The following is a 17746-nucleotide window of genomic DNA, read 5'->3' on the forward strand; positions in this document are numbered from 1 at the left end:
AATCCTTCTGATAAGGCGTCAATTGCCGCGGGGGAAGCGATCACCCTTTCGTGTGCTTTTCACCAAAGCCCTCAAGGGACTTGGGAACGGGGCCGACAAAAGTCTCATGAGCACTCTTGCGCACACCATGATGACCGCCGCCCGATCCTCAGAGTCCGGTATCGCCGGACCGGGCGAACTCGACCGCTACCCCTACGCCGAGGCCCCCGGGGCCGATCGCGTAGGCGCACCCGCGTGGGAGGGCGCGGACTCCGAACTGGGACGCGTGGGCCGGCGCTCGGCGGGAAACCGCGGCCGGGGCCTGCACGGCCAACTTGTGCAGCAGCTCGGGCAGATGATCGTTTCCGGTGACCTCGGTGCCGACCGGCCGCTGGTGCCCGAGGAGATCGGGCAGCGTTTCGAGGTCTCGCGCACGGTCGTCCGCGAGTCGCTGCGGGTACTCGAGGCCAAGGGCCTCGTGAGTGCGAGGCCCAATGTCGGCACCCGGGTGCGCCCGGTGAGCGACTGGAACCTCCTTGACCCGGACATCATCGAATGGCGCGCCTTCGGGCCCCAGCGCGACGACCAGCGTCGTGAGCTGAGCGAGCTGCGCTGGACGATCGAACCACTCGCCGCGCGGCTGGCCGCCGGTCACGGCCGCGAGGAGGTGCAGCAGCGCCTGGCGGACATGGTCGAGATCATGGGGCACGCGCTGGCGCAGGGTGACGGTGTCACGTACGCCCGCGCCGACGCGGAGTTCCACGGACTGCTGATCCAGCTCGCGGGCAACCGGATGCTCGACCACCTGTCCGGCATCGTCTCGGCCGCGCTCCAGGTGTCCGGCGCCCCCGCGACCGGCTGCGACCGGCCGCACGAGGGCACCCTCGGTCACCACAGCCGCATCGTGGACTGCCTCGCGAGCGGTGACGGCCAGGGAGCGGAGAGCGCGATGCGTCAACTGCTCACCGTCCACCCCGAGGTGGAGCGCGTCGTTCCGGCTCCGCGCGAGCACTGACGCCCTCCGGGGCGAGCGCCGGGACGTGCCGCGCGGCCGTCCGTCCTTGCCCGGGTCCGCCGGCTCCGGCCGGACCCGCGCCGCTGCCCCGCCGGGCACGCGCGCGGGTCCGGCGGGGTGGTTTCGGGGCCGCGCCTGATCGGGTGTGACGGACTCTGGTGAGGGTCGGGGCGCGTTCCGTGCAGCTGTTTGATCGTGTATGCCTGCTTCTGCGCGCTTCGGCGGTGTGACCCGGGCCACGCAGATTGGGCGTAACGCTTGCGGAAACAGCGCGATGACCTAAGAGGTGACAGTCGAGGAGGGAATACGGCCGCCGTTCACGGCGCTGTGAGTCCTCCCGGCCCCCGCCCGCGCGCCGCCGGCCCATCCCCAAGCCGGCGGTCGTCGGCCCCGGTCCTAGCGGACGGGGCCGGAAGCCGTTTCCATCGTTCCGAGAGGTTGTTCGTGTCGGCCAGCACATCCCGTACGCTCCCGCCGGAGATCGCCGATTCCGTCTCTGTCCTGGCGCTCATCGAGCGGGGAAAGTCTGAGGGGCAGATCGCCGGCGACGATGTGCGTCGGGCCTTCGAAGCTGACCAGATTCCGGCCACTCAGTGGAAGAACGTACTGCGCAGCCTCAACCAGATCCTCGAGGAAGAGGGTGTGACGCTGATGGTCAGTGCATCGGAGCCCAAGCGCACACGCAAGAGTGTCGCGGCGAAGAGTCCGGCCAAGCGCACTGCCACCAAGGCCGTCGCCGCCAAGTCCGCCGCGGCCAAGAAGACCACCGCCGCTGCCCCGTCCGGACAGGACGGCGCGGAGGCCGGAACGTCCGCCGCGCCGGCTGACGAGGCCGCCCCGGCCAAGAAGGCCGCGGCCAAGAAGAGCGCAGCGAAGAAGACGGTGGCGAAGAAGGCCACCACGAAGAAGGCCGCGGCCAAGAAGACCGCGGGGAAGAAGGACGGCGAGGAGGCTCCGGAGGAGGAGTCGGCCGCCGAGGAGACGCAGGCCGCCACCGGCAAGCCGGGCGAGGAGCCCGCCGAAGAGGGCAGCCAGGGATTCGTCCTGTCCGACGAGGACGAGGACGACGCCCCCGCACAGCAGGTCGCCGCGGCGGGCGCCACCGCCGACCCGGTCAAGGACTACCTGAAACAGATCGGCAAGGTCCCCCTCCTCAACGCCGAGCAGGAGGTGGAGCTCGCCAAGCGGATCGAGGCCGGTCTGTTCGCCGAGGACAAGCTGGCGAGCGCCGACAAGCTCGCGCCGAAGCTCAAGCGCGAACTGGAGATCATCGCCGAGGACGGCCGCCGCGCGAAGAACCACCTCCTGGAGGCGAACCTCCGTCTCGTGGTCTCCCTCGCCAAGCGGTACACCGGCCGCGGCATGCTCTTCCTGGACCTGATCCAGGAAGGCAACCTCGGTCTGATCCGCGCGGTCGAGAAGTTCGACTACACCAAGGGCTACAAGTTCTCGACGTACGCCACCTGGTGGATCCGTCAGGCCATCACCCGCGCCATGGCCGACCAGGCCCGCACCATCCGTATCCCGGTGCACATGGTCGAGGTCATCAACAAGTTGGCCCGTGTGCAGCGCCAGATGCTCCAGGACCTGGGCCGCGAGCCCACCCCGGAGGAGCTGGCCAAGGAGCTCGACATGACCCCCGAGAAGGTCATCGAGGTCCAGAAGTACGGCCGTGAGCCGATCTCGCTGCACACCCCGCTCGGCGAGGACGGCGACAGCGAGTTCGGTGACCTCATCGAGGACTCCGAGGCCGTCGTCCCGGCCGACGCCGTGAGCTTCACGCTGCTCCAGGAGCAGCTGCACTCCGTCCTCGACACCCTGTCCGAGCGTGAGGCGGGCGTGGTGTCGATGCGCTTCGGCCTGACCGACGGCCAGCCGAAGACGCTCGACGAGATCGGCAAGGTCTACGGCGTGACGCGTGAGCGGATCCGCCAGATCGAGTCCAAGACGATGTCGAAGCTGCGTCACCCCTCCCGTTCGCAGGTGCTGCGCGACTACCTCGACTAGTCCGCCGAGTGCGTGCAGAGGCCCGGATCCGCCCGACGGCGGTCCGGGCCTCACGCATGGGTGCGGATGCGTCACCCGGACGCCTGCCTCACTCTGTGATTACTGCCCTCTACACAGAGTGCGGAGCGGAGTGAGGAGAGCGTATGCGTCGGCGACTTGTCCGCGTGCTGGCGGCCCTGGCGGGCTCTCTCGCGCTCTCGGTGCCGCTTCTGCCGGGCTCCGCCGGTGCCCGCGGCGGTGTGGTGGGCGGCGAGCGGGTCGGCGCCGCAGAGAGCCCCTGGGTGGTCGCCCTGGTGAGTCGGGACCGCTTCGGTGCCGTGCGCGGCGGGCAGTTCTGCGGTGGGGCGGTGGTCGGCACCTCGACCGTCCTCACGGCGGCGCACTGCCTGAGCGGTGAGGTCCTCGGCGTGCCGCTGAGGGAGGTGCGCGACCTCACGGTGGTGGCGGGCCGTGCCGACCTGCGGGCCGGCGGAGGCACCGAGACCGCCGTGCGCCGGGTGACGCTCAACCCCGGCTACGACAGTTCCACCAACGAGGGTGACGTGGCCGCGCTCACTCTGGCGAAGCCCCTGCCGCGCTCGGCCGTGATCGCGATGGCGCCCGCGGGGGACCCCGCCTACCGGGCCGGGGTGAGGGCCCGCGTGTACGGCTGGGGCGACACCAGCGGGCGGGACGACTACCCGGACGCGCTGCGGGCCGCCTCCGTGCGGGTGCTGCCCGAGGCGACCTGTGCGAAGGCGTACCCGGGAAGCACGGAAGGCAGGTTCGTCGGGGCCCGCATGCTCTGCGCCGGGGAGGCCGAGGGGGGCCGGGACGCCTGTCAGGGGGACAGCGGCGGGCCGCTGGTGGCCCAGGGAAAGCTCATCGGCCTGGTGTCCTGGGGCAACGGCTGCGGCAAGGCGTCGAGCCCCGGTGTCTACACGCGCGTGGCCGGGGTCCTCGGGTTCCTGAGGGGCGAGATTCTCCAGGGCGGGACCCGGGGTGACGAGCCGCGTACGCAAAGCGAACGGGCGGTCACCCCTGAAGGGGGCGACCGCCCGATTCCGGCCTCTGCCGGAGTGGCTCGTCGTTGAATTGCGAGGGATCAGCGGTCCTCGTCCTCGGCGGGCACCGGGGACGCGGTCAGCCGCTCGGTCTCGTCCTGTATCTCAGCGGCGATCTTCTTGAGTTCCGGCTCGAACTTCCGGCCGTGGTGGGCACAGAAGAGCAGTTCACCGCCGCTCAGGAGGACAACGCGCAGATAGGCCTGGGCGCCGCAGCGGTCGCACCGGTCGGCCGCGGTCAGCGGGCTCGCGGGGGTCAGAACAGTAGTCACGTCGCCTCTTCTCTAGCTCGACGAGCTGTCGTACCAGGGTCAACATCCAACCAGGCCGAAAACGTTCCCGCTCGCGGCGTTTCCCTGGAAGTTTTCTCTCCGTGGATGGCTGGCTGCTGACGGTTGGCGGCGAATGTGCCGTATTGCGTGTCTATGTGTCTTACGGGTTCGCGCGGTTTCTTCGGTCTCGGTCCCCCCGGCTGGCTTGCCGGTTGTTGAGGAGGACGTGCCCGGAGCCTAAATGGTTCATGCCTTCTTGGGAACGCGATGTGGGCTTCACCCCACAGAGGGATCGTACGTACGTACGATTACCTCCCGGGCCTGCACTAGTCTGCGAGGGAACAAGGGTGGCGTGACAACGGCTCTACCAGGCCTCGGTACGCTCTGACCGGCGACCGATGCCGGGCCCTTTACCCACCAGGGCCGCAACTGAAATTCAGCGAGGAGCGAACCCGCGTGACCGCCGAAATGTCCGTGCCGTCCACTGCGCTGCTGACCGGAGCAGACCGTGACGGCTCCAACTACACCGCGCGGCACCTGTTGGTCCTCGAGGGGCTCGAAGCGGTTCGCAAGCGACCGGGTATGTACATCGGGTCCACGGACAGCCGCGGACTCATGCACTGCCTCTGGGAGATCATCGACAACTCCGTCGACGAGGCCCTCGGCGGCTACTGCGACCACATCGACGTCCTCCTCCACGACGACGGTTCCGTGGAGGTCCGCGACAACGGCCGGGGCATCCCGGTCGACGTCGAGCCGAAGACCGGCATGTCCGGCGTCGAGGTCGTCATGACCAAGCTGCACGCGGGCGGCAAGTTCGGCGGCGGTTCGTACGCGGCCTCCGGCGGTCTGCACGGTGTCGGCGCCTCCGTCGTCAACGCGCTCTCCTCCCGCCTGGACGTCGAGGTCGACCGCGGCGGCCACACCCACGCGGTCAGCTTCCGCCGCGGGGTTCCCGGGGCCTTCTCGGGCCGCGGACCCGAGGGATCCTTCACCGAGGGCGGTCTGAAGAAGACCAAGAAGATCCCGAAGAATCGGCTGGGCACCCGGATCCGCTACTGGGCCGACCGCCAGATCTTCCTCAAGGACGCCAAGCTCTCCCTGGAGAACCTGCACCAGCGGGCCCGCCAGACGGCCTTCCTGGTGCCCGGTCTCACCATCGTCGTCCGCGACGAGATGGGCCTCGGCGAGGGCGGCACCAAGGGCGAGGAGTCCTTCCGCTACGACGGCGGCATCAGCGAGTTCTGCGAGTACCTCGCCTCCGACAAGCCGGTCTGCGACGTGCTGCGGTTCTCCGGGCAGGGGTCCTTCAAGGAGACGGTGCCGGTCCTCGACGACCACGGCCAGATGACGCCGACCGAGGTCACCAGGGATCTCGGCGTGGACGTGGCCCTGCGCTGGGGCACCGGTTACGACACCACGCTGCGGTCCTTCGTCAACATCATCGCCACCCCCAAGGGCGGCACCCATGTCGCGGGCTTCGAGCGGTCGGTGGCCAAGACGATGAACGAGGCGCTGCGGGCGCAGAAGCTGCTGCGGGTGGCCGAGGACGACATCGTCAAGGACGACGCCCTCGAAGGGCTGACCGCCGTGGTGACCGTCCGCCTCGCCGAGCCGCAGTTCGAGGGCCAGACCAAGGAGGTGCTCGGCACCTCCGCCGCGAACCGCATCGTGGCCAATGTCGTCGCCAAGGAGCTGAAGGCCTTCCTCACCTCCACCAAGCGGGACGCCAAGGCGCAGGCGCGCGCGGTGATGGAGAAGGCGGTGGCCGCGGCGCGCACCCGTATCGCCGCCCGCCAGCACAAGGAGGCGCAGCGGCGGAAGACCGCCCTGGAGACCTCCTCGCTGCCCGCCAAGCTGGCCGACTGCCGCAGCGACGACGTGGAACGCAGCGAACTCTTCATCGTCGAGGGCGACTCGGCGCTCGGTACCGCCAAGCTGGCCCGCAACTCCGAGTTCCAGGCGCTGCTGCCGATCCGCGGCAAGATCCTCAATGTCCAGAAGTCGTCCGTGTCCGACATGCTGAAGAACGCCGAGTGCGGCGCGATCATCCAGGTCATAGGAGCGGGTTCGGGCCGGACCTTCGACATCGACGCGGCCCGCTACGGGAAGATCATCCTGCTCGTGGACGCGGACGTCGACGGCGCTCACATCCGCTGCCTGCTGCTGACCCTCTTCCAGCGCTATATGCGCCCGATGGTCGAGTCCGGGCGGGTGTTCGCGGCGGTGCCGCCGCTGCACCGCATCGAGCTCAGCCAGCCCAAGAAGGGCCAGGAGAAGTACGTCTACACGTACTCCGACCGGGAACTGCGCGAGACGCTGCTCGAACTCCAGCGCACCAACGTGCGCTACAAGGACTCCATCCAGCGCTACAAGGGTCTCGGCGAGATGGACGCGGACCAGCTGGCGGAGACGACGATGGACCCGCGGCACCGCACCCTGCGCCGCATCAACATCTCCGATCTGGAGGCCTCGGAGCAGGTGTTCGACCTGCTGATGGGCAACGAGGTGGCCCCGCGCAAGGAGTTCATCACGGGCTCGGCGGCGACCCTCGACCGCTCCCGTATCGACGCCTGAGGCGGCAGGTGGGGGCATCTCCGGGATGCCTCCACCCACGGGTGGAGACCGCAGATCCACCCATGATCCACCCCTGCTCCGATCCGGGTGCAGGAGAAGGCGCCGTACCGTGCGAAGTGCTCGTCAACGACTCTTCGACGGAGGCGCTCATGTCCGCGCTCGTATCCGCCCTTCGCGGCCCGGTCACTCCTGCCGTGGCGACCGCCGGGGCCATACGGGTGCCGCTCGGTGGACGCCCGGCCCGCCTGCCCCGAGGGGAGCGGGAATGACCGCCGAGGCCTGGTCCCGGTGGCCCTCGCGGGAGGCGTTGTCGCCGGCCGAGATGACTCCCGCGCGCCGGATCCTGACCCGGGCGGTGCGGATCATGGTGGTCGCGCTCGTGGTCTGGAGCGGGCTCGCGGACCGGGACGCCTCGGTGACGGTCGTCGTGGGCGCGGGTTTCGGACTCGCCGTCTGCGCCGCGGCGGCCTGGGCCTTCTTCCGGATGACCTACCGGCACCGGCTCCGGCCGTCGGTGCTGCTGCTCGGGGTGCTCCTCGGGGCCGGGATCGCCGCGCAGGAGGTCGGGCTCGCGGTGCCCGCGCTGGTGCTGTGGTGCGTCTGCGCCGTCACCGCCCTGGAACGGCTGCCGCTCTTCGCCGCGGTACCGGCGACGGCAGCGGCTCTCGGCGCCTACATAGCCGTCGACAACGACGCCTGGATCGTCACCGCCGTCACCACGGTCGGCATGTGCCTGGCGGGGTACGTGCTCCGGCTGGACGCGGAGGCCAGAGGCAGCGCCCGGCGGCTGCTGGCCCAGGAACGCGCCGCGCGGGAGGCGGAGCGGGAGTCGGCGGCCCTCGCCGAGCGGGCCCGGATAGCCAGAGAGATCCACGACGTCCTCGCGCACAGCCTCTCCGCCCAGCTCGTCCACCTGGAGGCGGCCCGGATCCTCCTGGACCAGGACGCCGGGCGTGAAGCGGTACGGGAGCGGATCGTCGCCGCCCGCGGCATGGCGAAGGAGGGACTGGACGAGACCCGTCAGGCGCTCTCGGCCCTGCGGGGCGACATGACACCGCTGGAGGAGTACCTGAAGGAGCTGGTCTCCCTCGCGGAGGACGGGGAGGTCACCGTCACCGGGGAGCGGTGCCCCTTGTCCGCCGAGGCCTCCCAGGCCGTGCGGAGGGTGGCGCAGGAAGCCCTCACCAACGTCCGCAAGCACGCTCCCGGAGCCCGGGTCGCCCTGCGGCTGGAGTACGGGGGAGAACACATCACCCTGGCGGTGAAGGACGACGGGGGACCGGCGGGCGAACTGGCGGTGGCCGGCGCCGGTTACGGTCTCCTCGGGATGCGGGAGCGTGCCGAACTGCTCGGCGGCTCCCTGCACGCCGGGCCGTACGAAGAGGGATTCATGGTGAGGCTGAAGGTGCCGGTATGACCGTCGGGGAGGACGCGGGGCAGCAGCGGGTGGCCCGGGTCGTGGTGGTCGACGACCAGACGGTGGTGCGCGAGGGCATCGTGATGATCCTCGGTCTGCTGCCGGGGATCACGGTGGTCGGCTCCGCGGGGGACGGCGAGGAGGCCGTGGCGAAGGTGGCCGAACTCGCCCCGGACGCGGTCCTGATGGACCTCCGGATGCCGCGGTGCGACGGCGTCGAGGCCACCCGACGCATCCGCCGGGAGTACCCGGGGACCCAGGTGGTGGTGCTGACCACCTTCGGGGACGACGACTCGGTCTTCCCCGCACTGCGGGCCGGGGCGCGGGGTTATCTGACCAAGGACGCCGGGGGCGAGGAGATCGTCCGGGTGGTGCACAGCGTGCTGGCCGGTGAGGCGGGGTTCTCGCCGAGTGTCCAACGCCGCCTTCTGGAGCGGCTGTCGGCACCTGCGGACGCCGAGACGGCCTCCCCGCCGCCGGACGGACTGACCGCCCGGGAGACCGAGGTGCTCGTCAAGATCGCGGACGGCTGCTCCAACCAGGAGATCGCCACCGCCCTGCATGTCTCCACGGCCACCGTGAAGACCCACATCAACAATCTCTTCGCCAAGGCGGGGCTCAAGGACCGGGCGGGAGCGGTGCGTTACGCATACGCCCATGGACTTGTCCGACCGCCTGGACGGTCCATCACCTGATGGTGTGAAGAGGGGAAGGAGCCGAGCAGGGACGCTCACTGTCCGTCCATCCTTGATGACGCGTCTGAAGCAGTCGCGGGCAAGGAGAGTGCGGTGGACAAGCACGACGGGAGCGAGGCCGGGCAGATCCGGCTGGACGATCCCTGGCAGGACGCCCCGGCGGTCGGCTGGGCGGGCACCGACGCCACCGCCGACCGGCCGGTCCCCGTGCCCGGACCCGGGGGCTCACCGGAGCGGAGCGCGGCAAGTGTCTACCGGGAGGTGCAGCAGAGCGCGGCCTTCCAGGAGGTGCGCGGCCGGTACCGCCGGTTCGTCGTCCCCGCCGTCATCGGATTCCTCCTCTGGTACGTGGCCTATGTGGTGGCCGCCACGACGGTGCCCGAGCTGATGGCGCGTCCGGTCATCGGGGTGGTGAACATCGCGATGTTCGCGGGACTCGGGCAGTTCCTGACCACCTTCCTGCTCACCTGGGCGTACGCACGCCATGCCCGGCTGCGCAGGGACCGGGCGGCGCTCGAACTGCGCTGGGACACACAGGAACTGACGCGAGGAATCACCAAGTGACCGACGACCACCAGAACCTGGCCCTGGTGCTGTTCAGTGTCTTCATCCTGGCGACACTGGGGATCACCACCTGGGCGGGACGGAACCGGCAGGGTTCGGCGGAGGAGTTCTACGCCGGTGGGCGGCTCTTCTCACCGATGGAGAACGGCTTCGCCATCGCCGGGGACTACATGTCGGCGGCGTCCTTCCTCGGCATCTCGGGCCTCATCGCGCTCTACGGCTACGACGGCCTGCTCTACTCGGTGGGATTCCTCGTCGCCTGGCTGGTCGTGCTGCTGCTCGTGGCCGAACTCGTGCGCAACTGCGGACGCTTCACGCTGGCCGACGTAGTCGCCGCCCGTATGCGCGAGCGGCCGGTGCGGATCGCCGCCGGGGCCTCCTCGGTGACGGTGTCGGTGCTGTACCTGGTCGCGCAGATGGTCGGGGCGGGCAGCCTGGTGGCCCTGCTCCTCGGCGGGACCGGCGGCCTCGCCCAGGCCTGGACGGTCATCGGCGTCGGCGCGCTCATGGTGATCTATGTGTCCCTCGGCGGGATGCGGGCGACGACCTGGATCCAGATCGTCAAGGCCGTGCTGCTGATGTGCGGTGCCGTCGCGCTCACCGTGCTCGTCCTGGTCAGGTTCCACGGGGACTTCGACCACCTGCTGCGCACCGCGGCCGAACGCAGCGGTCACGGCGGGGACTTCCTGGCACCCGGGCTCCGGTACGGGGGCGACTGGACCGCGCGCTTCGACTTCATCAGCCTGGGGCTCGCCCTGGTCCTCGGGACCGCCGGGCTGCCGCACATCCTCTCCCGCTTCTACACGGTGCCCACGGCGCGCGCCGCCCGGCGGTCCGTGGTCTGGTCGATCGGCCTCATCGGGGGCTTCTACCTGATGACCATCGTCCTCGGCTTCGGTGCCGCGGCGATCGTCGGCTCCCGGGAGGTACGGGACTCGAACGCGGCGGGGAACACCGCGGTGCCGCTGCTCGCCGGGGATCTGGGCGGGGGACTGGACTCCACGGGCGGCACCGTGCTCTTCGCGGTGGTGGCGGCGATCGCCTTCGCGACGATCCTGGCCGTGGTCGCCGGCATCACCCTGGCCTCCTCCGCCTCGGTTGCCCACGACCTCTACGTGAGTCTGCGGCGCGAGGGCGCCAAGCAGCGCAGCGAGGTGGCCGTGGCGCGGGTGGCGGCGGCCGGGATCGGGGCGGTGGCGATCGGCCTCGCGCTGCTGGTGCGGGACCTGAACGTCGCCTTCCTCGTCGGTCTCGCCTTCGCCGTGGCGGCCTCGGCGAATCTGCCGGTCCTGCTCTACTCGCTGTTCTGGCGGCGGTTCAACACCAGGGGAGCGGTCTGGTCGGTGTACGGCGGGCTGCTGCCGGCGCTGCTGCTCGTCGCGCTGTCGCCGGTGGTCTCCGGCAGCGGGTCCTCGATGTTCCCCGGACTCGACTTCCAGCTCTTCCCCCTGGAGAACCCGGGGCTGGTCTCGATCCCCCTCGGCTTCCTCGCCGGGTGGCTCGGCACCGTGACCTCCCCGGAGCAGGCGGACGAGGACAAGCACGCGGAGACCGAGGTGCGTTCGCTGACCGGGGCGGGCGCGGTCTGAGAGCAGCGCCGCGGGCCTTCGTACCGGAGAGCTGGACGGGGTCTCGTACCGCAGAGGGCAAGGCCTCGTACCCGAGACGGGGCCCTCGTGCCGGAAAGTGGGCAGACCTCGTATCGGAAGCTTGGGCCTCGCTCGCTCCGGGCCCGGGGCTCAGGCTTCCCTCGCCCCGGCCCGGGGCTCAGGCCCCGGCTACGTGCCCCACTCGTAGCGGTGTTCCGGGCGGCCGGCGTCGCCGTAGCGGAGGGTGAGGCGGACGCGGCCGGTGCGTTCGAGGAGCTTCAGGTAGCGCTGGGCGGTCTGGCGGCTCAGCTGGGTGCGGTCGGCGAGGTCCTGGGCGGAGAGGGGGCCTTCGGCTTCGCGCAGGACGCGGCGTACCAGCTCGGCGGTGGTGGGGGAGTGGCCCTTGGGGAGTTCCGGGGGTGCCGTGGCGGACAGGGCACCGAAGATCCGGTCCACCTCGGCCTGTTCGGCCTCGCCGCCCTCGTCGAGGGAGCCCAGCTGCGCGTAGGCCTCCAGCTTCGCGCGCAGGCCGGAGAAGGAGAAGGGCTTGACGAGGTACTGCAGGGCGCCGTGCCGCATGGCCGCTCGTACGGTGGCCACGTCCCGGGCCGCGGTCACCATGATGACGTCGGCCTGGTGGCCGCGTTCGCGGAGGTGGCGGACCACGTCGAGTCCCGTGCCGTCGGGCAGGTAGTGGTCGAGGAGGACCAGGTCGACGTGGTGGGCGTCGAGCAGTCGCAGGGCCTCGGCGGCGCTGTGGGCGGTACCGGTCACGGTGAAGCCGGGGACGCGTGCCACGTAGGCGGCGTTGACGTCCGCCACCCGGATGTCGTCGTCGACGACGAGGACCTCGATCACCGCTCACCTTCCCCCGTGGCGTCAGCCGCACCGCTCGCACCAGCGGCTCCCGGCGTGCCTGCCGCACCACCCGTGTCACCTGTGCCATCCGTACCGACCGTGCCGACCGAACCGGCTGGCTTCGGCGTACCCGCCGAGCCGCCCCCATCTTCCGTGCCCGCCGGGCCAGTTGCCACCGAAGCGGCCGCATCCGATGACGCCGACGCAGCCACAGCCGGTGCCGAGGGCGGGGTCAAGGCCTCCGGCAGCACCACGGTGAAGCGGGCGCCGCCGTGCGGGGTCTCGTCGACCGTGGCGCTGCCGCCCTGGCGTTCGGCGAGCCGCCGTACCAGGGCGAGCCCGATCCCGCGCTTGCCGTGGGCGGGGGGCCGCTTGGTGGACCAGCCCTCCACGAACACCGACTCGCGCTCGGCCTCGGGGACGCCGGGACCGGTGTCCCGTACCTCCAGGACCACGGTGCGCGCGTCCACCCGCAGCTCCAGTTCGACCCGGGCCCCGGTGGTCCCGGAGGCCGCGTCGAAGGCGTTGTCGACCAGATTGCCGACGATGGTGACCAGGCCCCGGGCGTCCACCAGCCGGTCGGGGAGGGCGGGTTCGGCGCGGACCGTGAAGTCCACCCCGCGCTCCGCCGCGACCGTGGCCTTGCCGACGAGGAGCGCCGAGAGCAGCGGGTCGTGGATCATCTCGGTGAGCTGCTCCGCCGTCATCCGGTGGGCGCCGGTGACATCCGCGACGAACTCCACGGCCTCCTCGTACATGCCCAGTTCGAGCAGGCCGAGGAGGGTGTGCATCCGGTTGGCGTGTTCGTGGTCCTGGGCGCGCAGGGCGTCGATGAGGCCGCGGGTGGAGTCGAGTTCGCGGCCCAGCTCCTCGACCTCGGTGCGGTCGCGCAGGGTGGCGACGGCCCCGCCGTCCTCGGTCGGCATCCGGTTGGCGAGCAGGACGCGGGGGCCGCGTACGGTCAGCAGATCGGTGCCCCGCACGCGCCCGGCGAGGACGTCGGTGGTGCGGCCCGGGCCGAGTACCGCCTCCAGGGGTTCGCCGATGGCCCCGGCGCCGAGTCCGAGCAGGCGCTGCGCCTCGTCGTTGACAAGGCGCAGGCGGCCCTCGCGGTCCAGGGCCACCACGCCCTCGCGGATGCCGTGCAGCATGGCCTCGCGTTCCGCGAGCAGCGCGGCGATGTCGGAGAAGGCCAGGTCGCGGGTCTGGCGCTGCACCCGCCGGGAGATGAGCCAGGCGGCCAGCGCCCCGACGGCGAGGGCGCCGCCCGCGTAGGCGAGCAGTTCCGGAATGGCGTGGATCAGGCGGGCGCGGACGCTGTCGTACGCGATGCCGACCGAGACCGCGCCCACGATCCGGCCCTCCTCGTCCCGCAGCGGCACCTTGCCGCGGGCGGAGCGGCCGAGGGTGCCCTCGTCGATCTCCATGACCTCCCGGCCCGCGAGCGCGGCCCCCGGGTCGGTGGAGACCCGGTGGCCGAGGCCGGTGGTGTCGGGGTGCGACCAGCGCACGCCCCGGGTGTCCATGACGACCACGTACTCGGCCCCGCTCGCCCGCCGGATGCGTTCGGCCTCGGTCTGCACCGGCCCGTGGACCCCCGGCTCGCTGGTGCGCAGCTCCTCGGCCAGCGCGGGGTGCGCCGCCGTGGTCTGGGCGATGGCGAGGGCGCGCCGCATGGCCTGGTCGTCGAGCTGGTCGCCCAGCGGTGCGAGGAAGAGGCCGGTGGCGAGGACCGCGACGCCCGCGGCGATGCCCAGCTGCATCAGCAGCACCTGCGCGAAGGCCCGCCTGGGCAGGAGCCGGCGCAGGCGGCGGGCGGCGGATATCGGGCTCATGGGTACGAACGGTACGGGGCGGTACCAGGGCCGGGGCAATCCCTGTGACATGCGCCTCAGCCGGTGCGGCCCGGCACCCTTGGGCGGGCCCGCGGCTCAGCTCGTGGGCGCGGTCTCCCTCACCGCCACCACGTCCATCCGGGCCGGGGTCCCCAGCGCGGCCCCGCAGCTCTCCGGGCGGGGCGGCAGGGAGGCGCCCTGGGCCACGGTGACCTGCCAGTGCCGTCCGTCGCGGTGGGCGACGGTGACCTCCCAGCGCGGGGCGGCGCCCTCGGTGCGGGCCACCCGCAGCACCCCTGCCCGGGTCTCGCGGGCCGTGGCCCGTACGGCCAGCTCCGCGGCCTGGCCGGGGCGCTCCCAGGCGGATCTGCCGCGGCAGCCCTCGAGGACGATATGCCCGTCGGCGACCGCGGTCAGGACGTCCTTCACGGTGTGCGCCGCGGCCCTTCCGTAGGCGTAGCCGTAGGGCAGGACGAGGAGGGTGGGGGAGAAGCGGTGGCCGCCGAGGTGGGTGACCTCCCAGATGTCGCCCTGCCCGGACTCGGCCAGCTCCCTCGCCAGGGGGCGGCCGAGGAGGGCGCAGCAGCGGTCCCGCTTGCCGTTGGTGCACACCAGGACGAGGGGCGCCCCGCTGTGTGCGGCGGCGCCCGGCAGCCGGTCGAAGGAGCCGGGGTCGCCCGCGCCGAGGGCCGGGAGGTCCAGGTCGAGGAGGCGGGCGGAATCCTCGGTGGTGGCGGTGCGGATCCAGTCGCCGCCCGGTGCCGTGTGCGCCGCGTAGATCCGGCGGGCCGCGTCGGGTCCGGCGTCGGAGTGGCGGCCGGGGCGCCGGATCAGGGCGACCCGTACGCCGGTGCCCTCGGCCGCGGACTCCAGGGCGGCGCCGAGGGCGGGGTCGAGGTGGCTGGCGGTGAGTGCCTTGGCGCCCCAGGGGCCGGGCTGTTCGACGAGCAGCCAGGTGGCGGCGGTGGCGGCGGTCCCCGCGAGCGGCTCGCCGAGGTGCTGCGATGCAGGTGCGCAGATACTCACGGAGGTGAGCCTAACCTGCCTGGACCGTGTGCAACTGCGCGGCTCGGTGGCCTTCTCGCGCCGTCCCGCGGGGGCCGGTCACCCGGGCAGGGGCTGCGGCGGGAGGGGCCCGGCGTAGCGGCCCACGGGGCGCATGCGCAGGGGGCGTTCCCCGTACTCCTCCAGGGCGTGCGCGATCCACCCGGCGGTGCGGGCCACGGCGAAGACGGTCTCGCCCGCCTCCGCGGACATGCCGGTGCCGAGGGTCAGCACCGCGAGGGCCAGATCCGCGTTGGCGTGCAGGCCGGTGTGGCGGGCGCCCGTCTCGACCACGTCCCGGGCCGCGTCCAGGGCGGGTCCGGCCCCGGGGACCTCTTCCAGCAGCCCGAACAGGGCCTGCGCGCGCGGGTCTTCGCCCCGGTAGAGCCGGTGGCCGAGGCCGGGGATGCCGCGGCCCGCCCGCAGTTCGGCGGCGATGACCGGGCCGGCCCCGCCGCGCTGGAGCACCTCGTCGAGCAGCCGGTGGGCCAGGGCGCTGGCCGCGCCGTGCAGCGGGCCTTCGAGGACGCCGAGCCCCGCCGAGACGGCCGCGTAGGTGTGCGCGCGGGCGGAGGCGGCCACCCGTACCGCGAGGGTGGAGGCGGCGAGATCGTGGTCGGCGAGCAGGCCGAGGGCGGTGTCGAGCGCGTGCACGGCGGCGGCCTCGGGCGCCCTCGGGGTGAGGCGGCCCCAGAGGCGGGCGGCGAGGGGGCCGGTGTCCGGTGCCGCCTCCTGGAGCGGGGGCAGTGCGCAGGCCAGGGTCGGGATCAGCGTGCGGGCGGTGCCGAGCACCGACTCGGGGGAGAGGTCGAACCGCAGCGGGTCCGCGGTCGCCGCGGCGACGGCCGCCACCCGCAGGCGGTCGATCGGGCCGCTCTCCCCGGGCAGGGCGGCGACCGAGCGGCGGGCGGCGTCGAGATGCGCCGGGGGAGCGGTGAACTCGGCGCCCGGCACCGGCTTCCCGGTCCACAGCCACTCGGCGACTTCCTCGTAGGAGCGGCTCAGGGCGAGTGCGGCGGCGTCCACGCCGCGGAACCAGTAGCGGTCCTCGTCGATGAGGGTGAGCCGGGTCCGTACGGCGAGGTCTCCGGCCGCGGGCTCACCGCGCCGCTCCCGCCCGTTGCGCCGGGCGAGCGCCTCGACCTCCGCGGCGTCGAAGGTGCTGCCCCGTCCGCCTCCGCCGCGGCGGCTGCTCAACTGGCCGCGGCTCACGTAGGCGTAGACCGTCTCGGGCTTGACGCCCAGGAGGTCCGCGGCCTCCCGGGTGCTCAGACGGCGCTCGGCGTCGCCGCCGTCGTCCCGGGTCCGCTGAGGATGCTGCGCGTCGGTCATGGCGTCACCGTATCCCTGTTTCTCCGTGCTCTGCCGTCGACTCTGTATGGGGGCCGAGCTGTGCATTGATTCAATCAATATTGACAGCTTTCAAGTCAACCATGGAGAGTCGAAGCATCTGAGGAAGTCCGGTCATCCCGGGCACAGCAGTCCCGTACGGAGAGAGGGTCCGGGTGGGAGGAGAGAGGGCAGTCGTGCGTCGACTCCGCGCGGAGCCCTTCGCGCTCCCTTCTCGGCCACGGCACAGGCAGGGGATCAATATGTCGATCAACTCGACCGCGAATGCGGGAAGTCAGCCGCTCGGTACGGCACCGGGAGGGGGCGGGGCCACCGGGCCCGGCGCCGCCGACGCCCCGCGCGGGCTCGCCGGGGTCGTCGTCACGCGGACCGCCCTCGGCGATGTGCGCGGCCGCGAGGGCTTCTACCACTACCGGCAGTTCTCGGCGATCGAGCTGGCGCGGACCAGGAGCTTCGAGGACGTCTGGCACCTGATGGTCCACGGCGAACTCCCGGACGCGGCCCGGCGCACGGCCTTCACCCGGCGGACCGCGGCACTGCGGCGGCTGCCCGAGGAGGTCAGGGCCGCGCTGCCCGCGCTGGCCGCGGCGAGCGTGCGGTCGGGTCCGCTCGCCGGTCTGCGCACGGCGCTGTCGCTCTACGGCGCCGCCCAGGGCTTCCGGCCGGTCTACGACACCGACGCCGAGACGCGCCGGGAGGACACCCTCGCCGCCTGCGCCGTCACCCCGACCCTGCTGACCGCGCTGCACCGGCTCGGCCGGGGCCTGGAGCCGGTCGAGCCGCGCGAGGACCTGCCCTACGCCGCCAACTACCTCTACATGCTGACCGGTTCGGAGCCGGACCCGGAGCGCGCCCGGGCCGTCGAGACGTACCTGATCTCGACGATCGACCACGGTTTCAACGCGTCCACCTTCACCGCCCGCGTGATCGCCTCCACCGGCGCCGATGTGGCCGCCTGCCTCGCCGGGGCCGTCGGCGCGCTCTCCGGTCCGCTGCACGGCGGTGCGCCCAGCCGGGCCCTGGACACCCTGGACGCGATCGGCAGCCCGGAGCGGATCGACCCCTGGATCCGCGCGCGGGTCCTCGCGGGCGAGCGGATCATGGGCTTCGGGCATCCCGTCTACCGCACGGAGGACCCGCGTTCGCGGCTGCTGCGGACCCTGGCCGAGGGGTTCGGCGGGCCCCTGGTGGAGTTCGCGACCGAGGTGGAGCGCCGGGTGGAGGCCCTCCTCGCCGAGCTCAAGCCGGGCCGCGAGCTGCACACCAATGTCGAGTTCTACGCCGGGGTGGTGATGGAACTCTGCGGACTGCCCCGGGAGATGTTCACGCCCACCTTCGCCGCGGCACGGGTCGTCGGCTGGAGCGCCAACATCCTGGAACAGGCCGAGGACTCGAAGATCATCCGTCCCGCGGCGCGCTATGTGGGCCCGGTGCCGCCCGTGCCCGTGCCGCCCGTCCCCGCACCGGAATCCGCTGCCTGAGGCTCGCGGGACGTGCGGGC

14 protein-coding genes are annotated in these 17746 nt (G+C 72.1%); 9 read left to right on the top strand and 5 right to left on the bottom strand.

Going from position 1 to position 17746, the window contains the following annotated elements:
- Window positions 1-106: 106 nt before the first annotated feature.
- The 3 genes from HFV08_RS16455 (at window position 107) to HFV08_RS16465 (ending at window position 4074) form a co-directional block, all read left to right on the top strand.
- Window positions 107-994 carry a FadR/GntR family transcriptional regulator gene (locus HFV08_RS16455; RefSeq protein WP_168540200.1) on the top strand — a complete coding sequence of 296 codons (888 nt, stop codon included), beginning with the start codon at window positions 107-109 and terminating at the stop codon, window positions 992-994.
- A 444-nt stretch (window positions 995-1438) separates the two neighbouring features.
- Entirely contained in the window at window positions 1439-3001 is a 1563-nt protein-coding gene (locus HFV08_RS16460) for an RNA polymerase sigma factor (protein ID WP_168540202.1), read from the top strand.
- Window positions 3002-3144: 143 nt separating this feature from the next.
- Window positions 3145-4074: a S1 family serine peptidase gene (locus tag HFV08_RS16465; RefSeq protein WP_168540204.1), complete on the top strand. Its 930-nt coding sequence runs from the start codon at window positions 3145-3147 to the stop codon at window positions 4072-4074.
- Window positions 4075-4085: 11 nt separating this feature from the next.
- Here HFV08_RS16465 and HFV08_RS16470 read toward each other — a convergent pair whose 3' ends face one another.
- Window positions 4086-4316, bottom strand: a complete 231-nt coding sequence (locus HFV08_RS16470) for a DUF7455 domain-containing protein (RefSeq protein ID WP_040247410.1) — start codon at window positions 4314-4316, stop codon at window positions 4086-4088.
- A gap of 456 nt (window positions 4317-4772) precedes the next feature.
- Here HFV08_RS16470 and HFV08_RS16475 point away from each other — a divergent pair, with 456 nt between their 5' ends.
- The 5 genes from HFV08_RS16475 (at window position 4773) to HFV08_RS16495 (ending at window position 11158) form a co-directional block, all read left to right on the top strand.
- The gene (locus HFV08_RS16475; protein WP_168540206.1) at window positions 4773-6893 is read left to right on the top strand and encodes a DNA gyrase/topoisomerase IV subunit B; all 2121 of its coding nucleotides are present in this window, start codon (window positions 4773-4775) and stop codon (window positions 6891-6893) included.
- 265 nt (window positions 6894-7158) lie between these two features.
- Window positions 7159-8310 (top strand): sensor histidine kinase, encoded by a 1152-nt coding sequence (locus tag HFV08_RS16480; protein WP_168540208.1) that lies wholly within the window; start codon window positions 7159-7161, stop codon window positions 8308-8310.
- Complete coding sequence (locus tag HFV08_RS16485) at window positions 8307-9005, top strand: response regulator (protein ID WP_168540210.1); 699 nt, start codon at window positions 8307-8309, stop codon at window positions 9003-9005. The genes HFV08_RS16480 and HFV08_RS16485 overlap by 4 nt, the downstream gene beginning before the upstream one ends.
- Before the next feature lie 93 nt (window positions 9006-9098).
- Window positions 9099-9569, top strand: a complete 471-nt coding sequence (locus HFV08_RS16490; protein ID WP_168540212.1) for a DUF485 domain-containing protein — start codon at window positions 9099-9101, stop codon at window positions 9567-9569.
- The gene (locus HFV08_RS16495; RefSeq protein WP_168540214.1) at window positions 9566-11158 is read left to right on the top strand and encodes a monocarboxylic acid transporter; all 1593 of its coding nucleotides are present in this window, start codon (window positions 9566-9568) and stop codon (window positions 11156-11158) included. Before HFV08_RS16490 ends, HFV08_RS16495 begins: the two co-directional genes overlap by 4 nt.
- A 189-nt stretch (window positions 11159-11347) precedes the next feature.
- On the opposite strand, the gene HFV08_RS16500 is transcribed toward HFV08_RS16495, so the two are convergent.
- The 4 genes from HFV08_RS16500 to HFV08_RS16515 all read right to left on the bottom strand — a co-directional run bounded on the left by HFV08_RS16500 (window position 11348) and on the right by HFV08_RS16515 (window position 16227).
- The gene (locus HFV08_RS16500; RefSeq protein ID WP_168540216.1) at window positions 11348-12016 is read right to left on the bottom strand and encodes a response regulator; all 669 of its coding nucleotides are present in this window, start codon (window positions 12014-12016) and stop codon (window positions 11348-11350) included.
- Window positions 12013-13851 (bottom strand): sensor histidine kinase, encoded by a 1839-nt coding sequence (locus HFV08_RS32550; protein WP_168540218.1) that lies wholly within the window; start codon window positions 13849-13851, stop codon window positions 12013-12015. The genes HFV08_RS16500 and HFV08_RS32550 overlap by 4 nt, the downstream gene beginning before the upstream one ends.
- A 96-nt stretch (window positions 13852-13947) precedes the next feature.
- Window positions 13948-14877, bottom strand: a complete 930-nt coding sequence (locus HFV08_RS16510) for a ferredoxin family protein (RefSeq protein ID WP_168540220.1) — start codon at window positions 14875-14877, stop codon at window positions 13948-13950.
- Between the two features lie 78 nt (window positions 14878-14955).
- Entirely contained in the window at window positions 14956-16227 is a 1272-nt protein-coding gene (locus HFV08_RS16515) for a citrate synthase (RefSeq protein ID WP_168540222.1), read from the bottom strand.
- Between the two features lie 260 nt (window positions 16228-16487).
- On the opposite strand from HFV08_RS16515, the gene HFV08_RS16520 reads away from it, so the two are divergent.
- Window positions 16488-17726 carry a citrate synthase/methylcitrate synthase gene (locus HFV08_RS16520; RefSeq protein ID WP_168540224.1) on the top strand — a complete coding sequence of 413 codons (1239 nt, stop codon included), beginning with the start codon at window positions 16488-16490 and terminating at the stop codon, window positions 17724-17726.
- The last annotated feature ends 20 nt before the right edge of the window (window positions 17727-17746 follow it).

Origin of the sequence: Streptomyces physcomitrii, assembly GCF_012273655.1 — a bacterium.
GTDB lineage: Bacteria > Actinomycetota > Actinomycetes > Streptomycetales > Streptomycetaceae > Streptomyces > Streptomyces physcomitrii.